We start from the raw sequence: 16,185 nt of genomic DNA, 5'->3' as shown, positions 1-16,185 counted from the left end.
GCAAGGAGACCGACATGCATATCGAACCCGGTATCGTCACCGGCGCCAAGCTGCTGCTGAGCTATGCCACCGCTGCCACTGCGGGCGTCTACACGCTGAAGACCGCCTTTGAGGCGATCCGCGCGCAGGGCGCCGTTTCGCTGATCGCCCGCTCGGCGATCGCCACCGCTCTCGTCTTCACCTTCTTCGAGGTGTTGCCGCACATGCCCGTGGGCGTGTCCGAGGTCCACCTGATCCTCGGCTCGACGCTGTTCCTGATCCTCGGCGCGGCGCCGGCGGCGATCGGGCTGGCGCTTGGCCTGCTGGTCCAGGGGCTGTTCTTCGCGCCCTTCGACCTGCCGCAATACGGGATGAACATGACCACGCTGCTGGTGCCGCTCTTCGGCCTGCAGATGCTGGCGAAGCGGCTGATCGCGCCCGGCACGCCCTATGTCGAGCTGCGCTATACGCAGGCCCTCGCGCTCTCGACCGCCTATCAGGGCGGCATCGTCGCCTGGGTCGGCTTCTGGGCCTTCTATGGTCAGGGCTTTGGCGCGGTCTCGCAGGTGGCGACCTTCGGCGTGGCCTACATGACGGTGATCCTCGTCGAACCGCTCGTCGATCTTGGCGTGCTGGCGGTGGCGAAGCGTCTGAACGCGCTGCGCGGCTCGGCCCTCGTCACCCCGCGGCTTTACGCCTGAGGACCTGCGGGCGGCGGGGCACCCTGCCGCCCGCGGACAGCACGCATGATCGAACTGACCCTCATCGGCATCGGCACCGGCAACCCCGGGCATCTGACGCTGCAGGCGATCGACGCGATGAACGCGGCCGATCTGGTGCTGATCCCGCTCAAGGGCGCCGAGAAGTCGGACCTTGCCGGGCTGCGCCGCACGCTGTGCGAAACCCATCTGCGCACACCCGGCCCGCGCATCGTCGACTTCGCCTTGCCGGTGCGCGAGGCGGAAAATCCCTCCTACCGGCAAGGCGTGGACGACTGGCACGACGCCATCGCCGCCGCCTGGGAGCGCGAGATCCGCGCGCAGATCGGCGCCGTGGGGCGGGTGGCGCTCCTGGTCTGGGGCGACCCCTCGCTTTACGATTCGACGCTGCGCATCGCGGCGCGGCTGGCCCGGGTGCTGCCGGTGACGACCCGCGTCATTCCCGGCATCACCGCGGTGCAGGCGCTCTGCGCCGCCCATGCGATCCCGCTCAACGAGATCGGCGCGCCGGTCGTGATCACCACCGGGCGGCGGCTGCGCGACGACGGCTGGCCCGAGGGTGCCGACACGGTTGTGGTGATGCTCGACGGCGGTTGCGCCTTCACCACGCTTGCGCCCGAGGGGGTGACGATCTGGTGGGGCGCCTTCGTCGGCATGGCCGAAGAGGTTCTGCACGCGGGCCCCCTGGCAGAGGCCGGGCCCGAGATCCTGGCCACCCGCGCCGCCGCGCGCGCCGCACATGGCTGGATCATGGACATCTACCTGCTGCGGCGCAGCTAACCCGCAAGCTCAAGGAACGCCGCCATCGCCCGGGTCCGGTGGCGTTCGGGGTGGCTCAGCGCGGTGAACGGCCGCTCGGCGCCGGGCAGGGGGGCAAGCGTGACCGCGCCCGAGGCCACGGCATGTTCCGCGACGCGTTCGGACAGCGCCGAGATCCCGCCGCCCGCCGCCACCGCGGCCAGCACCGCCTCGTTCGAGGGCAGCTCCAGCACCACCTCGAGCGCCGCCGGGTCGAGGCCCAGCCGGTCGAGCGCGGCAAGGGCGACCGAGCGCGTGCCCGAGCCCTCCTCGCGCAGGCCCCACCAGAACCAGCCGGTCGCGCGCCACCGCGCGGGCGCGCAGCTCGCCCTCGCTTACCGCCCCCTCGACAAAGCCGAGATCGGCCGCCCCGGCGCGCACCGCCCCCGCGACCTGCGCGGTATTGCCGACATCGAGCCGCAGCCGCACCTGCGGATGGGTGGCGCGAAACCGCACCAGCAGCGCCGGCAGCCAATAGCTTGCCACCGTCTGGCTCGCCCAGATCCGCAGCACGCCCTGCGGCCGCGCGCCGAGATCATCGAGCACCGCCCGCGCCGTCTCCAGCCGGTCGAGTGCCGCCCGCGCCTCGGGCACGAAGGCCGCGCCCTCGGCGGTCAGCACGATGCGCCGGCCGATCCGGTCGAAAAGCTGTACGTCATGGGCGCGCTCGAGTGTGGCCAGCGACGCCGAGACCGCCGATTGCGTCAGGCCAAGCGCCTCGGCCGCGCGGGTGACATGGGCGCGGTCGGCGACGGCCAGGAAGATGCGGAGCTGTTCGGGCGTCATGCGAGATTAATAAGTAGAAACGAACGATTTTACCAGAATTATGAATTGGAATTGTTGAATGCGTCGGGCGATGAGGGGGCATCCAGCGAAAGTTCCAGCCATGACCTCTGTCGTTCTTCCCCGCCCGGCGCTGCCTTTGCGCCTTGTCGCCCCCGGCCTTGCGCTCTGCCTTGCCCTTGCGCTGCTCGCGATGGCGGGGCAGGCGGTGCTGGGCATCGCCGCGCTCAGCCCGCTTGTTCTCGCGCTGATCCTGGGCGTCGTCTGGCGCAATACCCTCGGCACCATCGCCGTGCTGCAACCGGGCATCGCCTTCTCGCTCAAGCGGGTGCTGCGCGCGGGGGTGGTGCTTCTGGGGTTCCAGCTGACGCTGACGCAGGCGGCCTCGGTCGGTGTCTCGGGCCTTGCGGTGATTGCGGTGACGCTGGTCGCGACCTTCACCGTGACGAAGCTGCTCGGCCGGCTTCTGGGCGTCCCGGCGCCGCTGGCCGAGCTGATCGCGGCCGGCAGCTCGATCTGCGGCGCCTCGGCGGTGATCGCGGTGAACACGGTGACGAATGCCGATGACGAGGATGTCGCCTATGCCATCGCCTGTGTCACCGTCTTCGGCACGCTCGCCATGCTGGGCGCGCCGATGCTGGCCGCGGCGATCGACCTTGGCCCGCGCGCCTATGGGCTGTGGACCGGCGCCTCGATCCACGAGGTGGCGCAGGTGGTGGGGGCGGCCTTTGCCCGCGGCGAGGAGGCGGGGCATTTCGGCACTATCGCCAAGCTCAGCCGGGTGATGCTGCTTGCGCCCCTGATCCTGACGCTGGGCGCGCTGCGGCGCGAGCGGGCCGAGGGCGCGGCGCGGCCGCCGCTGCCGTGGTTCGTCTTCGGCTTCATCGCGGTGGTGCTGCTGAACACCGTGCTGCCGCCCGCGCCTGCGCTGCATGCGGCGATCGCCAGGGGCACTGCCTTCCTGCTCACCGTGGCGCTGGCGGCGATGGGGCTCGAAACCGACATCCGCCGGCTGAAGGCGCGCGGGCTGCGGCCGCTGGCGCTTGGCGCGCTGGCGGCGGTCTTCATCTCGGGCCTCGCCTTCGCGCTGGTGCAGCTGGTGGCCTGAGCTTACTCCGGCGCGGTGATCGTCAGCCGCACCGGGGCCAGCCCGGCGATCGTGCCCTCGAGCACATCGCCCGGCCCGACCGCCCCCACGCCGGACGGCGTGCCGGTCATCACCAGATCGCCCGGCCCGAGGTGGTAAAGCGTCGACAGATGCGCGAGCAGCGCCGGCACCGACCAGATCATCTCGCCCAGGCCCGAGCCCTGCCGCGGCGCGCCGTTCACGGTGAGCGCGATCGCCTGATCCGCCACCGCACCGAAGGTGGCGGCGGGGGTGATCTCGGCGATGATGGCCGAGCCCTCGAAATCCTTGCCGGTGTCCCAGGGATGGCGCTTCGCCTTCGCCGCCGCCTGCAGATCGCGCCGGGTCATGTCGAGCCCGACGGCATAGCCGAAGACCGCTGCCGCCGCCTCGGCCTCGCTCGCGCGGAAGAGCGGCGCGCCAAGCGCCACGGTCAGCTCGACCTCGTGGTGCAGGTCCTGCGTGCCCGGCGGATAGGGGAGCGCGCTGCCCGAGGCCGCCAGCGCGAAGGCCGACTTGGTGAAATAGACGGGCGACTCGCGGTCGACCTCGGCGCCCATTTCCTTCGCGTGTTCGGCATAGTTGCGGCCGACGCAAAAGATGCGCCGCACCGGATAGCGGGCCGACTGACCCGCCACCGGCAGGGTCGGCAGGGCCGGGGCCTCGAACAGAAGATCGGTCATGTCTGTCTCCTTCATGCCTGTGCCGCCAGCGACACGAGCCGCAGGCAGACCCGCACCGCCGCCGCCATGTCCTGCACCGAGATCCATTCGAGCGGCCCGTGGATCTCCTGCATGCCGGTGAAGACATTGGGGCAGGGCACGCCCATCTCGGTCAGGCGCGAACCGTCGGTGCCGCCGCGGATGGCACGGGCGACGGGCTCGATCCCCTCGGCGCGGCAGGCGGCATGGGCGAGCGTCACCGGCGTCATGTCCTTTTCCAGCCAATAGCGCATGTTGCGATATTGCGGTCGGATCTCGCAGGTGACCTTCGCGCGCGGCTCGGTCGCGGCGATGGCGGCGCAGGCAGTGCGCAGCAGCTCGCCGCGCGCGGCGAGGCCCTCCAGCTCGAAATCGCGCAAGATGATGCTCAGCTCGACCTCGGCCGCGGTGCCGGTGAGCGCATAGACATGCCAGAAGCCGTCACGCCCGCCGGTCACCTCGGGGGTCTGGGTCGCCTGCGGCAAGAGCTCGATCAGCTTTGCCGCCAGATGCAGCGCGTTCACCATCTTGCCCTGTGCCGTGCCGGTATGGGTCGAGACGCCGGTGATCTTCACCTTGGCGCCATCGGCCGAGAAGGTCTCGTGCTCGACCTCGCCAAGCGCGCCGCCGTCGAGCGTATAGGCGAAATCGACGCCCAGATCGGCGGGCAGGCGCGGATCGACGCCGCGGCCGATCTCCTCGTCCGGGGTGAAGGCGAGGCGCAGCTTCGGATGCGCGATCTCGGGATGGGCGAGCAGATGCGCGGCGAGCGTCATCACCACGCTCACCCCGGCCTTGTCGTCGGCGCCAAGGAGCGTGAGGCCCGAGGCGGTGATGATGTCATCGCCGATCTTCGTGGCCAGATAGCGCGCGGTCTCGGGGCTCAGCACCAGATCGGGGGCGTCGGGGAAGGTGATCGGCCCGCCGGCATAGCCGCGGATCACCCGCGGTTTCACCCCGGTCGCGTGATAGGCCGGCGCGGTGTCCATATGCGCCAGAAGCCCGATCACCGGCCCTTCGGCCGTCGCCGGCACCGTCGCCAGCACCGCGCCATACTCGGTCACCGTCACCTCGGCCGCACCGATCGCGGTCAGCTCGCCGGCCAGCATCCGGGCCAGATCGAGCTGGATCGCCGTGCTCGGCTGCGTCGCCGACGCTTCGTCGCTTTGCGTGTCGACCGAGGCGTAGCGGACCAGCCGCTCTTCCACATCGCGCTCGAACTGGGTCATCGCGGATCTCCTTTTCGGCCCAGATCAGGACCCGGCGGCGCGCCGCTGTCAAGCCAAACCCGCCCTTGGCGGCGGCCGGGGGCGGGGCTAGAAAGGCGCTCCAAACCCCGGAGGAGAGCATGGACACAGCCGCCCGCATCGCCCGCACCATCGCAGCCGAAATCGACGCCCGCCCCGAGCAGGTGCGCGCCGCGACGGAACTTCTGGACGGTGGCGCGACGGTGCCCTTCGTCGCCCGCTATCGCAAGGAAGTGACCGGCGGGCTCGATGACACGCAGCTGCGCAAGCTCGCGGACCGGCTGATCTATCTGCGCGAGATGGAGGCCCGCCGCGCCGCCATCGTCTCGAGCATCACCGAGCAGGGCAAGATGACCGACGATCTCGCCCGCGCGCTGGCCGGCGCCGGCACCAAGGCCGAGCTCGAGGACATCTATCTGCCCTACAAGCCGAAGCGCCGCACCAAGGCGATGATCGCGCGGGAAAACGGGCTCGCGCCGCTCGCGGAGGGCATCCTTGCCGACCGCCGCGCCGATCCCGAGGCGCTGGCGCAGGGCTTCCTGACCGAGGCGGTGCCGACGGTGAAGGATGCGCTGACCGGGGCGCGCGAGATCGTCGCCGAGGGGCTGGTCGAGAACGCGACCCTTCTGGGCGAGCTGCGCGCCTTCCTGTCGCGCGAGGCGAAGGTGACGGCGAAGGTCGTCGCCGGGCAGGAGGAGAAGGGCGCGAAATTCTCGGACTATTTCGACCATGCCGAGGACTGGGCGACGATCCCGAGCCACCGCGCGCTCGCGCTGCTGCGCGCCTCGAACGAGGGGGTGGTGACGCTCGACATCGGGCCCGACGAGGCCGGCGCCGAGCGTGCCGTCGCCATGGTCGGCGCGGTGCTTGATGCGCGCACGCAGGCGCCGGGCGATGTCTGGCTGCGCAGCGTCGCGGGCTGGACCTGGCGGGTGAAGCTGTCGCTGTCGATGATGCTCGATCTGACCGCCGAGATGCGCGGCCGGGCGCAGGAAGAGGCGATCGCCGTCTTCTCGCGCAACCTCAAGGACCTGCTGCTGGCGGCGCCGGCGGGCTCGAAGGCGACGCTCGGTCTTGATCCGGGCATCCGCACCGGGGTCAAGGCGGCGGTCGTTGACGCGACCGGCAAGCTCGTCGCCACCGACACGTTCTATCCGTTCCAGCCGAAGAACGACGTGCGCGGCGCGCAGGCGGCGATCCTGCGGCTGATCACGGCGCATGGGGTCGCGCTGATCGCGATCGGCAACGGCACCGCCAGCCGCGAGACCGAGCGGCTGGTCGCCGACACGCTGAAGCTGCTGCCTGCGAGCGTGAAGGCGCCGGTGAAGGTGGTGGTGTCCGAGGCCGGCGCCTCGGTCTATTCCGCCTCGGAACTGGCTGCGCGCGAATTCCCCGGGCTCGATGTCAGCCTGCGCGGCGCGGTCTCGATCGCGCGGCGGCTGCAGGACCCGCTCGCCGAGCTGGTGAAGATCGAGCCGAAGTCGATCGGCGTCGGGCAATATCAGCACGATGTCGACCAGTCGAAGCTGGGCCGCGCGCTCGAAGGTGTGGTCGAGGATGCGGTGAACGCCGTGGGCGTCGATCTGAACACCGCCTCGGCGCCGCTGCTGGCCCATGTCTCGGGCCTCGGGCCGGGGCTGGCCGAGGCGATCGTGGCGCATCGCGACGTGAACGGCGCCTTCCGCTCGCGCAAGGAACTGCTGAAGGTCAGCCGCCTCGGGCCGCGCGCCTTCGAGCAATGCGCGGGATTCCTGCGCATCCGCGAGGGCGACGAGCCGCTCGACGCCTCGGCGGTGCACCCCGAGGCCTATGACGTGGCACGCCGGATCGTGAAGGCCTGCGGCCGCGACATCCGCGCCCTGATGGGCGACAGCGCCGCGCTGAAGCGGCTGAACGCGGCCGATTTCGTCGATGCGAACTTTGGCCTGCCCACGGTGCGCGACATCCTGAGCGAGCTGGAGAAACCCGGCCGCGACCCGCGGCCGAGCTTCGTCACCGCGACCTTCGCCGACGGTGTCGAGGACATCAAGGACCTGAAGCCGGGGATGCAGCTCGAGGGCACGGTGACCAACGTCGCGGCCTTCGGCGCCTTCGTCGACATTGGCGTGCATCAGGACGGGCTCGTTCACATCAGCCAGCTCGCCGACCGTTTCGTGAAGGACCCGCATGAGGTGGTGAAGGCGGGCGACGTGGTGCGGGTGCGGGTGACCGAGGTCGACGTGGCGCGCAAGCGCATCGGGCTGACCATGCGCAAGGACGGCGGCGCCTCGGCCAGCGAGGAACGCGCCGCGCGCGGGCCGCAGGGCGCGCCGAAGGGGCGGGGCCCGAAAGGACCGATGAGCGCCGCACCGAAGGGCCCTTCCGGCGCCGCGACCGGGGCCTTCGGGGCGGCGCTTCTGGATGCGATGAAGCGGCGCTGAACGGCAGGGCTTGGCAAGCGGCCCTGTCCCGGCGCAGAAGGGGACAGGGCCGGCGCACGGCCACGGAGGCAAGCATGAGCGACACGATCTTCATCCTGAACGGGCCGAACCTGAACCTGCTCGGCCAGCGCGAGCCGCAGATCTATGGCCACGAGACGCTCGCCGATGTCGAGGCGCTGTGCGCCGCCGAAGTGGGGGCACGCGGGCTGAAGGTGGTGCTGCGCCAGACCAACCACGAGGGCGAGATGATCGACTGGGTGCACGAGGCGCGTCATGCCGCGGCGGGCATCGTCATCAACCCGGCCGCCTGGACCCATACCTCGGTCGCGCTGCTTGACGCGCTGAACGCCTATGAGGGGCCGGTGATCGAGGTGCATATCTCGAACGTGCACAAGCGCGAGGCCTTCCGCCATCACTCCTATGTCTCGCTGCGCGCCGATGGGGTGATCGCGGGGCTCGGCATCGAGGGCTATGCGCTCGCCACGCGCCGGATCTGCACGTTGCTCGGCCGGGGCTGAGCCCGCCCGCCGCGAAAGCCACCGGATCTTCCTCAGCGGGTCAAGATTCGGCCGCAATCACGGCCGAGTCTGACTTCCGCAACACCCGGGATGGCTGGAGGACGACGATGCGCAGCCTGTTGAAACTCTTCGGTCTCTGCCGCGAGGAAGAGGGGGACGCGATCCTCGAGGCGCGGCTATCCGCGCTTGGCCGGCAGAGCCACCGCAAGCTCATCCATCACGCCCCGGTCTCGCCCTTCCGCCCGGGCCGCCTTTCGGCCTGAGCTCAGAAGTCGACCTCGACCCCGGGCAGCCGCAGCTCCTTCATCAGCTCGCGCAGTTCCTGCCGCGCCGCCACGTTCGAGATGTTCAGGTTCTCGACGCCGAGGTCGCGCAGATCCAGCAGGGTAAGCCCGCGCGGGAACAGCTCGCGGAAGATCACGCGCTCGGAAAAGCCCGGTGCCACGCGGAAGCCGATGCGCTTCGACAGCTGTTCGAGCGCCGCACCCACCTTGCGCTTGTTGTGCATCTGCTGCGCGCCGACGCGGTTGCGCAGCACGATCCAGTCGATCGGCTTCAGCCCGGCGCGCGCGCGCAGCTGCCGCGCCGACCAGACCATTTCCGAATAGATCGAGGGGCCGAGGACCTTCGAGGTCTCGGGGTCGATCCGCGCCAGAAGGTCGAAGTCGATGAAGCTGTCGTTGAGCGGCGTGATCAGCGTGTCGGCAAGCGAATGCGCCACCTGGCTCAGCCGGGTGTGCGAGCCGGGGCAGTCGATCAGGATGAAATCGCAATCGGCTTCCAGCTCGGCCACCGCGGCCGACAGGCGGTGGTCATAGGGGTTCTCGCCGGGGGCGAGGCTTTCGGACTCGATGTCGGGCAGCTCGCGGTAATCGGGGGTGGGCAGATCGAGCCCCTCGCGGGCGAGGAAGGCGCGGCGGTTCTCGACATAGCGGCCGAAGCTGCGCTGGCGGATGTCGAGATCGAGCGCCCCGACCCGGTGCCCCATCCGGCACAGCGCCGTGGCGACATGCATGCAGGTGGTCGACTTGCCGGAACCGCCCTTCTCGTTTCCGGTCACAATGATATGCGCCACGTTCTTCCCCCGGGTTCTGACGCGCCTGGCAGGGCGCTGATTGTCAGAATCGGGCTAACCAAGGTTCCGCCCTGGCGCAAGGGGATGTTGGCGAATGTGCCGGGCCGTGGCGCCGCTGCCCGGGCCGGGGCCATGAAAAAGGGCGCCCGACGGGCGCCCTTTCCGGTTTCCGCGGCGGCGGGGCTCAGAAGCCCAGGCCGGCGTACTTGTTCTTGAACTTCGACACGCGGCCACCGGTGTCCATCAGACGGGCGTTGCCGCCGGTCCAGGCCGGGTGCGAGGTCGGGTCGATGTCGAGCGACATGACTTCGCCTTCCTTGCCCCAGGTCGACCGGGTCTGATACTCGGTGCCGTCGGTCATCTTGACGGTGATGAAGTGGTATTCGGGATGGATTTCGGCTTTCATCGGTCCGCTCCTCAGGCCTTGGCTTTGTAGGTGGTGTCTTCGGCGATACGGGCCGATTTGCCGCGACGGTCACGCAGGTAGTAGAGCTTCGCACGACGCACGCGGCCGCGACGGACGACCTCGATCGAGTCGATGTTGGTCGAATAGAGCGGGAACACGCGCTCGACGCCTTCGCCGAAGGAGATCTTGCGCACGGTGAACGAGGCCGCGAGGGTCGAACCGCCCTTGCGCGCGATGCAGACGCCTTCGTACATCTGCACGCGGGTGCGGGTGCCTTCGGTCACCTTGAAGCCGACGCGAACGGTGTCGCCGGCCTTGAAATCCGGAATGGTCTTGCCGAGGGCGGCGATCTGTTCCGCCTCGAGTTGCGCGATCAGGTTCATCGCATGTCCTTTCATTGCTTGCGGTAATCCCGCAAAGATGTCGCGCCCGAGAGCTCCGGTCTTCGATCGGGTCCGGGCCTTTGGAAAGGCGCGCCCGCCGGAGGATCGTTCGTCTTTTTCAGCCTCCCCCCGGCGCCCCACGCAGCCACCGAAGAAGGCGGCCGCAGGCAACGGGCAAAGGGTCCGTGGGCCGATTCCGGTCCGGACCGGCGCGTCATACGGTCAAACGGCCAACGGATCAAGGGGGAAGTGGGGCAGGGGGCGCGTCCCGTCCGGGTTTCGCGACCACTGCCGCCTCAGATCTCGATCACCACAGATGGCGCGCTGCGCTTCGCCTCGCCCTGATACACTGCCTCGATGTTGTTGCCATCGGGATCAAGGACGAAGGCCGCATAATACCCCGGATGGTAGGCGCGCAGCCCGGGGGCGCCGTTGTCGCGCCCGCCATGGGCGAGGGCTGTGCGGTGGAAGGCGTCGACGGTGGCGCGGTCCTTCGCCTGGAAGGCCAGGTGCTGGCGCCCGGTCAGAACGCCCGAGGCGGTCGGACTGTCGAGCGCCGACAGCACCAGCTCATCGGCGAAGAAACAGCCCGCGCCGGTGTCGGTCACCGCAATCCCGAGCTCGCCCAGAACCGCCCTGTAGAACTCGGCACTCGCCGCAAGGTCGCGGACCACAAGCTGGACGTGATCGAAAAGCCGGCCGCGCTGCAATCGAATGGGGCTCATGCTGTCCTCCCTCTGGAAATCGGGCGCGCACGCCCCCCATTCATCTTGCCCCAAAGACCTCGGGGGCCGAGGCATTGCCTCGGCGGGGCAGAGCCCCCGCGCGGCCTGTCCCGCGCGCGCCGTGTGGCATCACTTGCCGAACTTCTCCCACAGGTCGGGCCGCCGCGCCCTAGTCAGCGCCTCGCTCTGCGCGCGCCGCCACTCGGCGATCTTCTTGTGATTGCCCGAGGTCAGCACCTCGGGGATCGCGCGGCCCTCCCATTCGGCCGGGCGGGTGTATTGCGGATGCTCCAGCAGCCCGTTCGAATGGCTTTCCTCGACCGCGCTTTCGGCATTGCCCAGAACCCCCGGGCGCAGCCGCACGATGGCATCAAGGATCACCTGCGCCGCCAGCTCGCCGCCGGTGAGGACGAAATCGCCGATCGAGACCTCCTCGATGGCGTAATGTTCCAGCACCCGCTCGTCGACGCCCTCGAAGCGGCCGCACAGGATGGTCATCCCCTCGGCCACGGCGAAACGGCGCGCGTCGGCCTGGGTGAAGGGCTTGCCGCGCGGGCTCATGAAGATCACCGGCCATTTCTCGCGGTCCGCAGGCGTGCCCGCCGCCGCGGTGTCAAGCGCCGCCGCCACCACATCGGCCCGCAGCACCATGCCCGCGCCGCCACCTGCCGGTGTGTCGTCGACGTTGCGGTGCTTGCCGATGCCGAAGGGGCGCAGATCGATGGTTTCAAGCGACCACAGCCGCTCGGTCATCGCCTTGCCGGTCAGGCTGAGGCCCAGAACGCCCGGGAAGGCCTCGGGGAAGAGGGTGACGACCTTGGCGCGCCAGCCGGCGGCGGGTTCGGCCTGCTCTTCCATCAGGTCGCGCGGGCGCAGCTTGCCGCCGGTGAGCGAGGTGACGACATGGCGCCGGCCGATCGCGCGGGTGGGGGCATCCGCCGGCACCTCGGCCTCGGCCAGATAGCTTGTCGAGTATTTCTCGGCGCCCTTGCCGACGCGGCGGGGGGCGGGCGGGGTCTCGGGGACGTCGGTTTCGTCGCTCATGGGGTGTCCTTCGATGCCGTCGTCTGGGCCGGCTTCGGGGCCGGGGCAAGCGCGGCCGCCTTGCGCTTGCGCGCCTCTTCCGGGGGGAAGCGGCGGTTGATCTGGGCGAGGCGGTTCGCCAGTTTCGCCGGGTCGGCACGCCGGGGGCGGCTGTTGCGCCGGTCTTGCGCCCGGAACCCGCTGCGGGCGGGCTCGGGCAGGCCCATGAGGTCGAGCAGGGGCGTGATCGGGCCCTGTGCCATCTGCGTCGAGACCTCGATCGGCACCGCCTGAACCGGGGCCGAAGCCGCGTCGGCAATCCCGGCGACGATCCCGTCGAGTACCGCCGCCCCGGCCATCCGGGCGCAGAAGTCTGCGCATTCCTCGGTGAGCGTGCCGCTGCGCACATGCTGCCAATGCACGCTTTCCAGCCAGGGCCGCGCCGACCGGGTCGAGAGATAGAATTGCAGATCGAGGCTGGCACCGAAGATCTTGCGCGCAGTCGTGGCAAGGGCCGCCATCAGCGCCGGCGCGGCGGAATAATCCTCGATCCCGGGGCGGCCGGGCATATGGCCGCACAGCCCCTCGCAGGAGATCACCACCCCGGGCGCGCCGGTCTGGGCCTCCAGCACATCGGCCATCGCGGCCTGAAACAGGCCAAGATCCAGCGGCGAGCGCGGACCGCAATAGGCCCGTGCCGCGGCCGGCGCATCCAGCAGGTCGTCGCGCAACAGCACCACCCAGTCGGGCGACAGCGTCGCGCGGGCTTCGGCCAGCTGGGTCTGCACGGTCGTCGTTGCGGTCTTGTGAAAGCCCGGATGGACGATCAGTCGCGTCATTCCAGATCCTCGGGCGGGTCGGCGATGATCCGTCCGGCCTTGAGATCGACGGTGGGCACCACCGCGCGGGTGAAGGGCAGCATCAGCGTCGTCTTGCGCCCCGGCGCGAAGATCTCGAGGATGTCGCCGGCGCCGAAGTTCTGCACCGCACGGACCTTGCCGATCTGCACCCCGCCCGCGTCGAAGACCGGCAGGCCGATCAGGTCGGTGTGGTAGAACTCGTCATCGGGCAGCGAGGGCAGGCGGTCGCGGTCGGCCCAGAGCGTCGCGCCCTTCAGCGCGTCGACCTCTTCCTTGGTCGCCAGCCCCGCCAGCCGCGCCCCCAGCCCGCCCGTCACCGGGCGCGTCAGCTTGACCGTGAAGCTGCGCGTGCCGTCCTCGAGCCAGAGCGGCCCGTAGGTGGCGATGTCCTCGGGGGTGGAGCAAAAGCTCTTCAGCCGCGCTTCGCCCTTCACGCCAAAGGCTCCGGCGATGGCGCCGACACAGACGCGATCCTCTTTCGTCATCGGGGGCTCCTTGTGCAACGGGCCGGGCATCGCTGCCCGGCCCGCCTGTCTTAGCCGAAATCGGGCCTTGGGCCAGATTATTCTTCGGCCGGAGCGGCAGCCTTGGCGGCCTTCTCTTCGGCGCGCTTGGTCGCCTTGGCGCCGGGGACGGCCTTCTTCATGTTCTTGCGCTCGGTCTTCGCGACGACGCCGGCGGCTTCCAGGAAGCGGGCCACACGGTCGGTCGGCTGGGCGCCCTGGGCGAGCCAGTACTGCACGCGTTCCATGTCCATCTTGACGCGGTCTTCGCTGTCCTTGGCGAGCAGCGGGTTGTAGGTGCCGAGCTTCTCGAGGAAGCGGCCGTCACGCGGCATGCGCGAGTCGGTGGCGACGATCGCGTAGTGCGGACGCTTCTTCGAGCCGCCGCGGGCGAGCCGGATCTTCATAGCCATGGGTGTCTCTCCTTCAGATGGCTGGGGGCGGGCAGATGCCCGTCATTTCTGGAATTGCTCGTGATGCCGGATCACTTCCGAGATCACGAAGTTCAGGAACTTCTTGGCGAATTCGGGGTCGAGATCGGCCTCTTTCGCCAACATTTCGAGCCGCGCGATCTGCTGCGCCTCGCGCGCGGGATCGGCGGGGGGGAGCGCGTGCTCGGCCTTCAGCCGGCCCACCGATTGCGTGTGCTTGAACCGCTCGGCCAGGGTGAAGACGAGGATCGCGTCGAGCCGGTCGATCGAGGCGCGATGCTCCTTCAATAGCTCGGCGGCGCGGGTGATGGCGTCGGTCATGCGGCCATCTCCTTCAGCTGGGCGGCCGAGGGGTGGCGCCAGACGTTCATCATGCCGTGGCGCTCGTGCTGGAAGGTGCCCTCGAGCACCGCGCCAAGGCGCTGCGCCACGCGCGCCGACTGTTCGTTCGCCAGCCGCGTCAGGCTGACCACGCTCGACATGCCGAGGGTGTCATAGGCATAGGCGCGGGCGGCGCGGCCGGCCTCGGTCGCATAGCCGCGGCCCTCGAAGCCGGTGTAGAGATCCCAGCCGATTTCCGGGCCGAACCAGCCTTCTGGGTTGAAGATGCCGACCATGCCGACGATCTCGCCGCTTGCCTTCTCGACCACGCTCCAGCGGCCATAGCCGCGCAGCGCCCAGTGCCCGATCTCCATCGCGAGCGAGCGCCAGGCCTGCTCGTGCGAGCAGGGGCCGCCGACGAAGCGCGAGCGTTCGGAATCGTAGAAATCATACATCGCGGGCAGGTCGTCCGTGCCCGGCGCGCGCAGCACCAGACGCTCGGTCTCGATCACCGGGATGTCGAGCAGGATCGTCATTTCTTCTTGCCCATCAGCCCGGACAGGCTGCCCGGCAGGCCCATGCCGCCAAGCCCCGGCATCGACGGCAGGCCTTTCATCTGGCCAAGCGCCTTCGCCGCCTCTTCCATCTTCGCCGGGTCCATGTCGCCGGCGTCGGGAAGCCCGCCCATCTTGCCCTGCATCGCGGCCATCGCCTGCTTCAGCATGCCGCCCTTGCCCATCTTGCCGAGCTTCTTCATCGTGTCGGCCATCTGCCGGTGCATCTTCAGCAGCCGGTTCAGCTCGGCCACGTCAAGGCCGGCGCCGGCGGCGATGCGCTTCTTGCGGCTGGCCTGCAGCATCTCGGGATGGGCGCGTTCCTGCTTGGTCATGGCGCTGATCAGCGCGATCTGGCGGCGGATGGCGCGGTCGGAGAAGCCGGCTTCCTCGGCCTGCTTCGCCATCTTGCCCATGCCCGGCATCATCTGCATCACGCCCTGCATGCCGCCCATCTTCAGCATCTGCTCGAGCTGGGACTTCATGTCGTTCATGTTGAAGAGGCCCTTCTGGAACCGCTTCATCATGCGTTCGGCCTGCTCCTTCTCGAAGACCTCCTGGGCCTTCTCGACGAGCGCGACGATGTCACCCATGCCAAGGATGCGGCCGGCGATGCGCTCGGCCTCGAAGGTCTCGAGCGCGTCCATCTTCTCGCCGAGGCCGACGAAGCGAATGGGCTTGCCGGTCACCGCGCGCATGCTGAGCGCCGCACCGCCGCGGCCGTCGCCGTCCATCCGGGTCAGCACGACGCCGGAGATGCCGACCTTGTCCTCGAACTCCTGCGCGACCTCGACCGCGACCTGACCGGTCAGACCGTCGACGACAAGCAGGGTCTCGCGCGGGGAAACCGCGTCGCGGACCTGCTGGACCTCGCCCATCAGGACTTCGTCGATGTGCAGGCGGCCCGCGGTGTCGAGCAGGTAGACGTCATAGCCACCGAGCGTCGCCTGCTGCTTGGCGCGCTTGGCGATCTGCACGGCGCTTTCGCCCTGCACGATCGGCAGCGTGTCGACGCCGATCTGGGTGCCGAGGATGGCGAGCTGCTCCATTGCCGCCGGGCGGTAGATGTCGAGCGAGGCCATCAGCACGCGCTTCTTCTCGCGCTCCTTCAGGCGGCGGGCGAGTTTCGCGGTGGTGGTGGTCTTGCCCGAGCCCTGCAGACCGACCATCAGGATCGGCGCGGGCGGGTTGTCGATCTTCAGCGCATCGGCCGGGCCCTCGCCCGACAGCATGGCGATGATCTCGTCATGGACGATCTTCACCACCTGCTGGCCGGGGGTGACCGATTTCGTCACCGCGGCGCCGGTGGCCTTGCCCTCGACGCGCTTGACGAAGTCGCGCACCACCGGCAGCGACACGTCGGCCTCGAGCAGCGCGGTGCGGACCTCGCGCAGCGCGGTGCGCACGTCGTCGGCCGAGAGCGCGCCCTGTTTCGTCAGGCGCTCGAAGACGCCGCCAAGGCGCTCGGAGAGATTCTCGAACATGGCCACCTCCATGCGGGGCACCGGCAGGCCGGCACGACAAACGACAAGCGCACCAGTGGGCGCAACGCGCTGACTGGTGGCGATCCCCGCCTCATGCGGGGACCGGAGGAATCTGCCTCCGGGGAATCT

Annotated in this window: 19 protein-coding genes and 1 pseudogene; 6 read left to right on the top strand and 14 right to left on the bottom strand. The window is 69.5% G+C overall.

Annotated elements, in window-relative coordinates; genetic code table 11:
- Positions 1-14: 14 nt before the first annotated feature.
- Both AC0QTQ_RS16785 and cobF read left to right on the top strand, forming a co-directional pair.
- Positions 15-680 carry an energy-coupling factor ABC transporter permease gene (locus AC0QTQ_RS16785; protein WP_480257510.1) on the top strand — a complete coding sequence of 222 codons (666 nt, stop codon included), beginning with the start codon at positions 15-17 and terminating at the stop codon, positions 678-680.
- A gap of 45 nt (positions 681-725) precedes the next feature.
- Entirely contained in the window at positions 726-1,478 is a 753-nt protein-coding gene (cobF, locus tag AC0QTQ_RS16780; RefSeq protein WP_480257509.1) for a precorrin-6A synthase (deacetylating), read from the top strand.
- On the opposite strand, the pseudogene AC0QTQ_RS16775 reads toward cobF, so the two are convergent.
- A pseudogene (locus AC0QTQ_RS16775) lies at positions 1,475-2,282 on the bottom strand (LysR substrate-binding domain-containing protein). The gene cobF and the pseudogene AC0QTQ_RS16775 sit on opposite strands and share 4 nt — an antisense overlap.
- A 100-nt stretch (positions 2,283-2,382) precedes the next feature.
- Between AC0QTQ_RS16775 and AC0QTQ_RS16770 the strand changes: the two are divergent.
- Entirely contained in the window at positions 2,383-3,387 is a 1,005-nt protein-coding gene (locus AC0QTQ_RS16770; protein WP_480257508.1) for a YeiH family protein, read from the top strand.
- Positions 3,388-3,389: 2 nt separating this feature from the next.
- Here the strand turns inward: AC0QTQ_RS16770 and AC0QTQ_RS16765 are convergent, their stop codons facing one another.
- Positions 3,390-4,088, bottom strand: coding sequence for a fumarylacetoacetate hydrolase family protein (locus AC0QTQ_RS16765; RefSeq protein ID WP_480257507.1), 699 nt, complete (start codon positions 4,086-4,088; stop codon positions 3,390-3,392).
- Between the two features lie 11 nt (positions 4,089-4,099).
- Entirely contained in the window at positions 4,100-5,335 is a 1,236-nt protein-coding gene (pepT, locus tag AC0QTQ_RS16760; RefSeq protein WP_480257506.1) for a peptidase T, read from the bottom strand.
- Positions 5,336-5,454: 119 nt separating this feature from the next.
- Between pepT and AC0QTQ_RS16755 the strand changes: the two genes are divergently transcribed.
- The 3 genes from AC0QTQ_RS16755 to AC0QTQ_RS16745 all read left to right on the top strand — a co-directional run bounded on the left by AC0QTQ_RS16755 (position 5,455) and on the right by AC0QTQ_RS16745 (position 8,554).
- Positions 5,455-7,773 (top strand): Tex family protein, encoded by a 2,319-nt coding sequence (locus AC0QTQ_RS16755; RefSeq protein WP_480257505.1) that lies wholly within the window; start codon positions 5,455-5,457, stop codon positions 7,771-7,773.
- Positions 7,774-7,847: 74 nt separating this feature from the next.
- Positions 7,848-8,291, top strand: a complete 444-nt coding sequence (gene aroQ / locus AC0QTQ_RS16750) for a type II 3-dehydroquinate dehydratase (protein ID WP_121533563.1) — start codon at positions 7,848-7,850, stop codon at positions 8,289-8,291.
- Between the two features lie 107 nt (positions 8,292-8,398).
- Positions 8,399-8,554, top strand: coding sequence for a hypothetical protein (locus AC0QTQ_RS16745; RefSeq protein ID WP_164879988.1), 156 nt, complete (start codon positions 8,399-8,401; stop codon positions 8,552-8,554).
- Positions 8,555-8,556: 2 nt separating this feature from the next.
- Here AC0QTQ_RS16745 and AC0QTQ_RS16740 read toward each other — a convergent pair whose 3' ends face one another.
- The 11 genes from AC0QTQ_RS16740 to ffh all read right to left on the bottom strand — a co-directional run bounded on the left by AC0QTQ_RS16740 (position 8,557) and on the right by ffh (position 16,056).
- Positions 8,557-9,366: a division plane positioning ATPase MipZ gene (locus AC0QTQ_RS16740; protein WP_480257504.1), complete on the bottom strand. Its 810-nt coding sequence runs from the start codon at positions 9,364-9,366 to the stop codon at positions 8,557-8,559.
- Positions 9,367-9,550: 184 nt separating this feature from the next.
- Complete coding sequence (rpmE, locus tag AC0QTQ_RS16735; RefSeq protein WP_121533559.1) at positions 9,551-9,772, bottom strand: 50S ribosomal protein L31; 222 nt, start codon at positions 9,770-9,772, stop codon at positions 9,551-9,553.
- Between the two features lie 11 nt (positions 9,773-9,783).
- Positions 9,784-10,155, bottom strand: a complete 372-nt coding sequence (gene rplS, locus AC0QTQ_RS16730) for a 50S ribosomal protein L19 (protein ID WP_113899894.1) — start codon at positions 10,153-10,155, stop codon at positions 9,784-9,786.
- A gap of 296 nt (positions 10,156-10,451) precedes the next feature.
- Positions 10,452-10,871, bottom strand: coding sequence for a VOC family protein (locus AC0QTQ_RS16725; protein ID WP_480259245.1), 420 nt, complete (start codon positions 10,869-10,871; stop codon positions 10,452-10,454).
- Positions 10,872-11,009: 138 nt separating this feature from the next.
- Complete coding sequence (gene trmD / locus AC0QTQ_RS16720; RefSeq protein WP_480257503.1) at positions 11,010-11,924, bottom strand: tRNA (guanosine(37)-N1)-methyltransferase TrmD; 915 nt, start codon at positions 11,922-11,924, stop codon at positions 11,010-11,012.
- Complete coding sequence (locus AC0QTQ_RS16715; RefSeq protein ID WP_480257502.1) at positions 11,921-12,742, bottom strand: hypothetical protein; 822 nt, start codon at positions 12,740-12,742, stop codon at positions 11,921-11,923. Before AC0QTQ_RS16715 ends, trmD begins: the two co-directional genes overlap by 4 nt.
- On the bottom strand, positions 12,739-13,248 hold the full coding sequence (gene rimM, locus AC0QTQ_RS16710; RefSeq protein ID WP_121533553.1) for a ribosome maturation factor RimM: 510 nt from the start codon (positions 13,246-13,248) through the stop codon (positions 12,739-12,741). Before rimM ends, AC0QTQ_RS16715 begins: the two co-directional genes overlap by 4 nt.
- Positions 13,249-13,325: 77 nt before the next feature.
- Positions 13,326-13,679 (bottom strand): 30S ribosomal protein S16, encoded by a 354-nt coding sequence (gene rpsP / locus AC0QTQ_RS16705; RefSeq protein WP_121533552.1) that lies wholly within the window; start codon positions 13,677-13,679, stop codon positions 13,326-13,328.
- Between the two features lie 42 nt (positions 13,680-13,721).
- On the bottom strand, positions 13,722-14,018 hold the full coding sequence (locus AC0QTQ_RS16700) for a chorismate mutase (RefSeq protein ID WP_121533550.1): 297 nt from the start codon (positions 14,016-14,018) through the stop codon (positions 13,722-13,724).
- The gene (locus tag AC0QTQ_RS16695) at positions 14,015-14,554 is read right to left on the bottom strand and encodes a GNAT family N-acetyltransferase (RefSeq protein ID WP_121533548.1); all 540 of its coding nucleotides are present in this window, start codon (positions 14,552-14,554) and stop codon (positions 14,015-14,017) included. The genes AC0QTQ_RS16700 and AC0QTQ_RS16695 overlap by 4 nt, the downstream gene beginning before the upstream one ends.
- Complete coding sequence (gene ffh / locus AC0QTQ_RS16690) at positions 14,551-16,056, bottom strand: signal recognition particle protein (RefSeq protein WP_121533737.1); 1,506 nt, start codon at positions 16,054-16,056, stop codon at positions 14,551-14,553. The genes AC0QTQ_RS16695 and ffh overlap by 4 nt, the downstream gene beginning before the upstream one ends.
- Positions 16,057-16,185 lie beyond the last annotated feature (129 nt).

Source organism: Paenirhodobacter sp. YD-8, from assembly GCF_056590935.1.
This window is presented reverse-complemented; position numbering and strand designations above follow the sequence as displayed.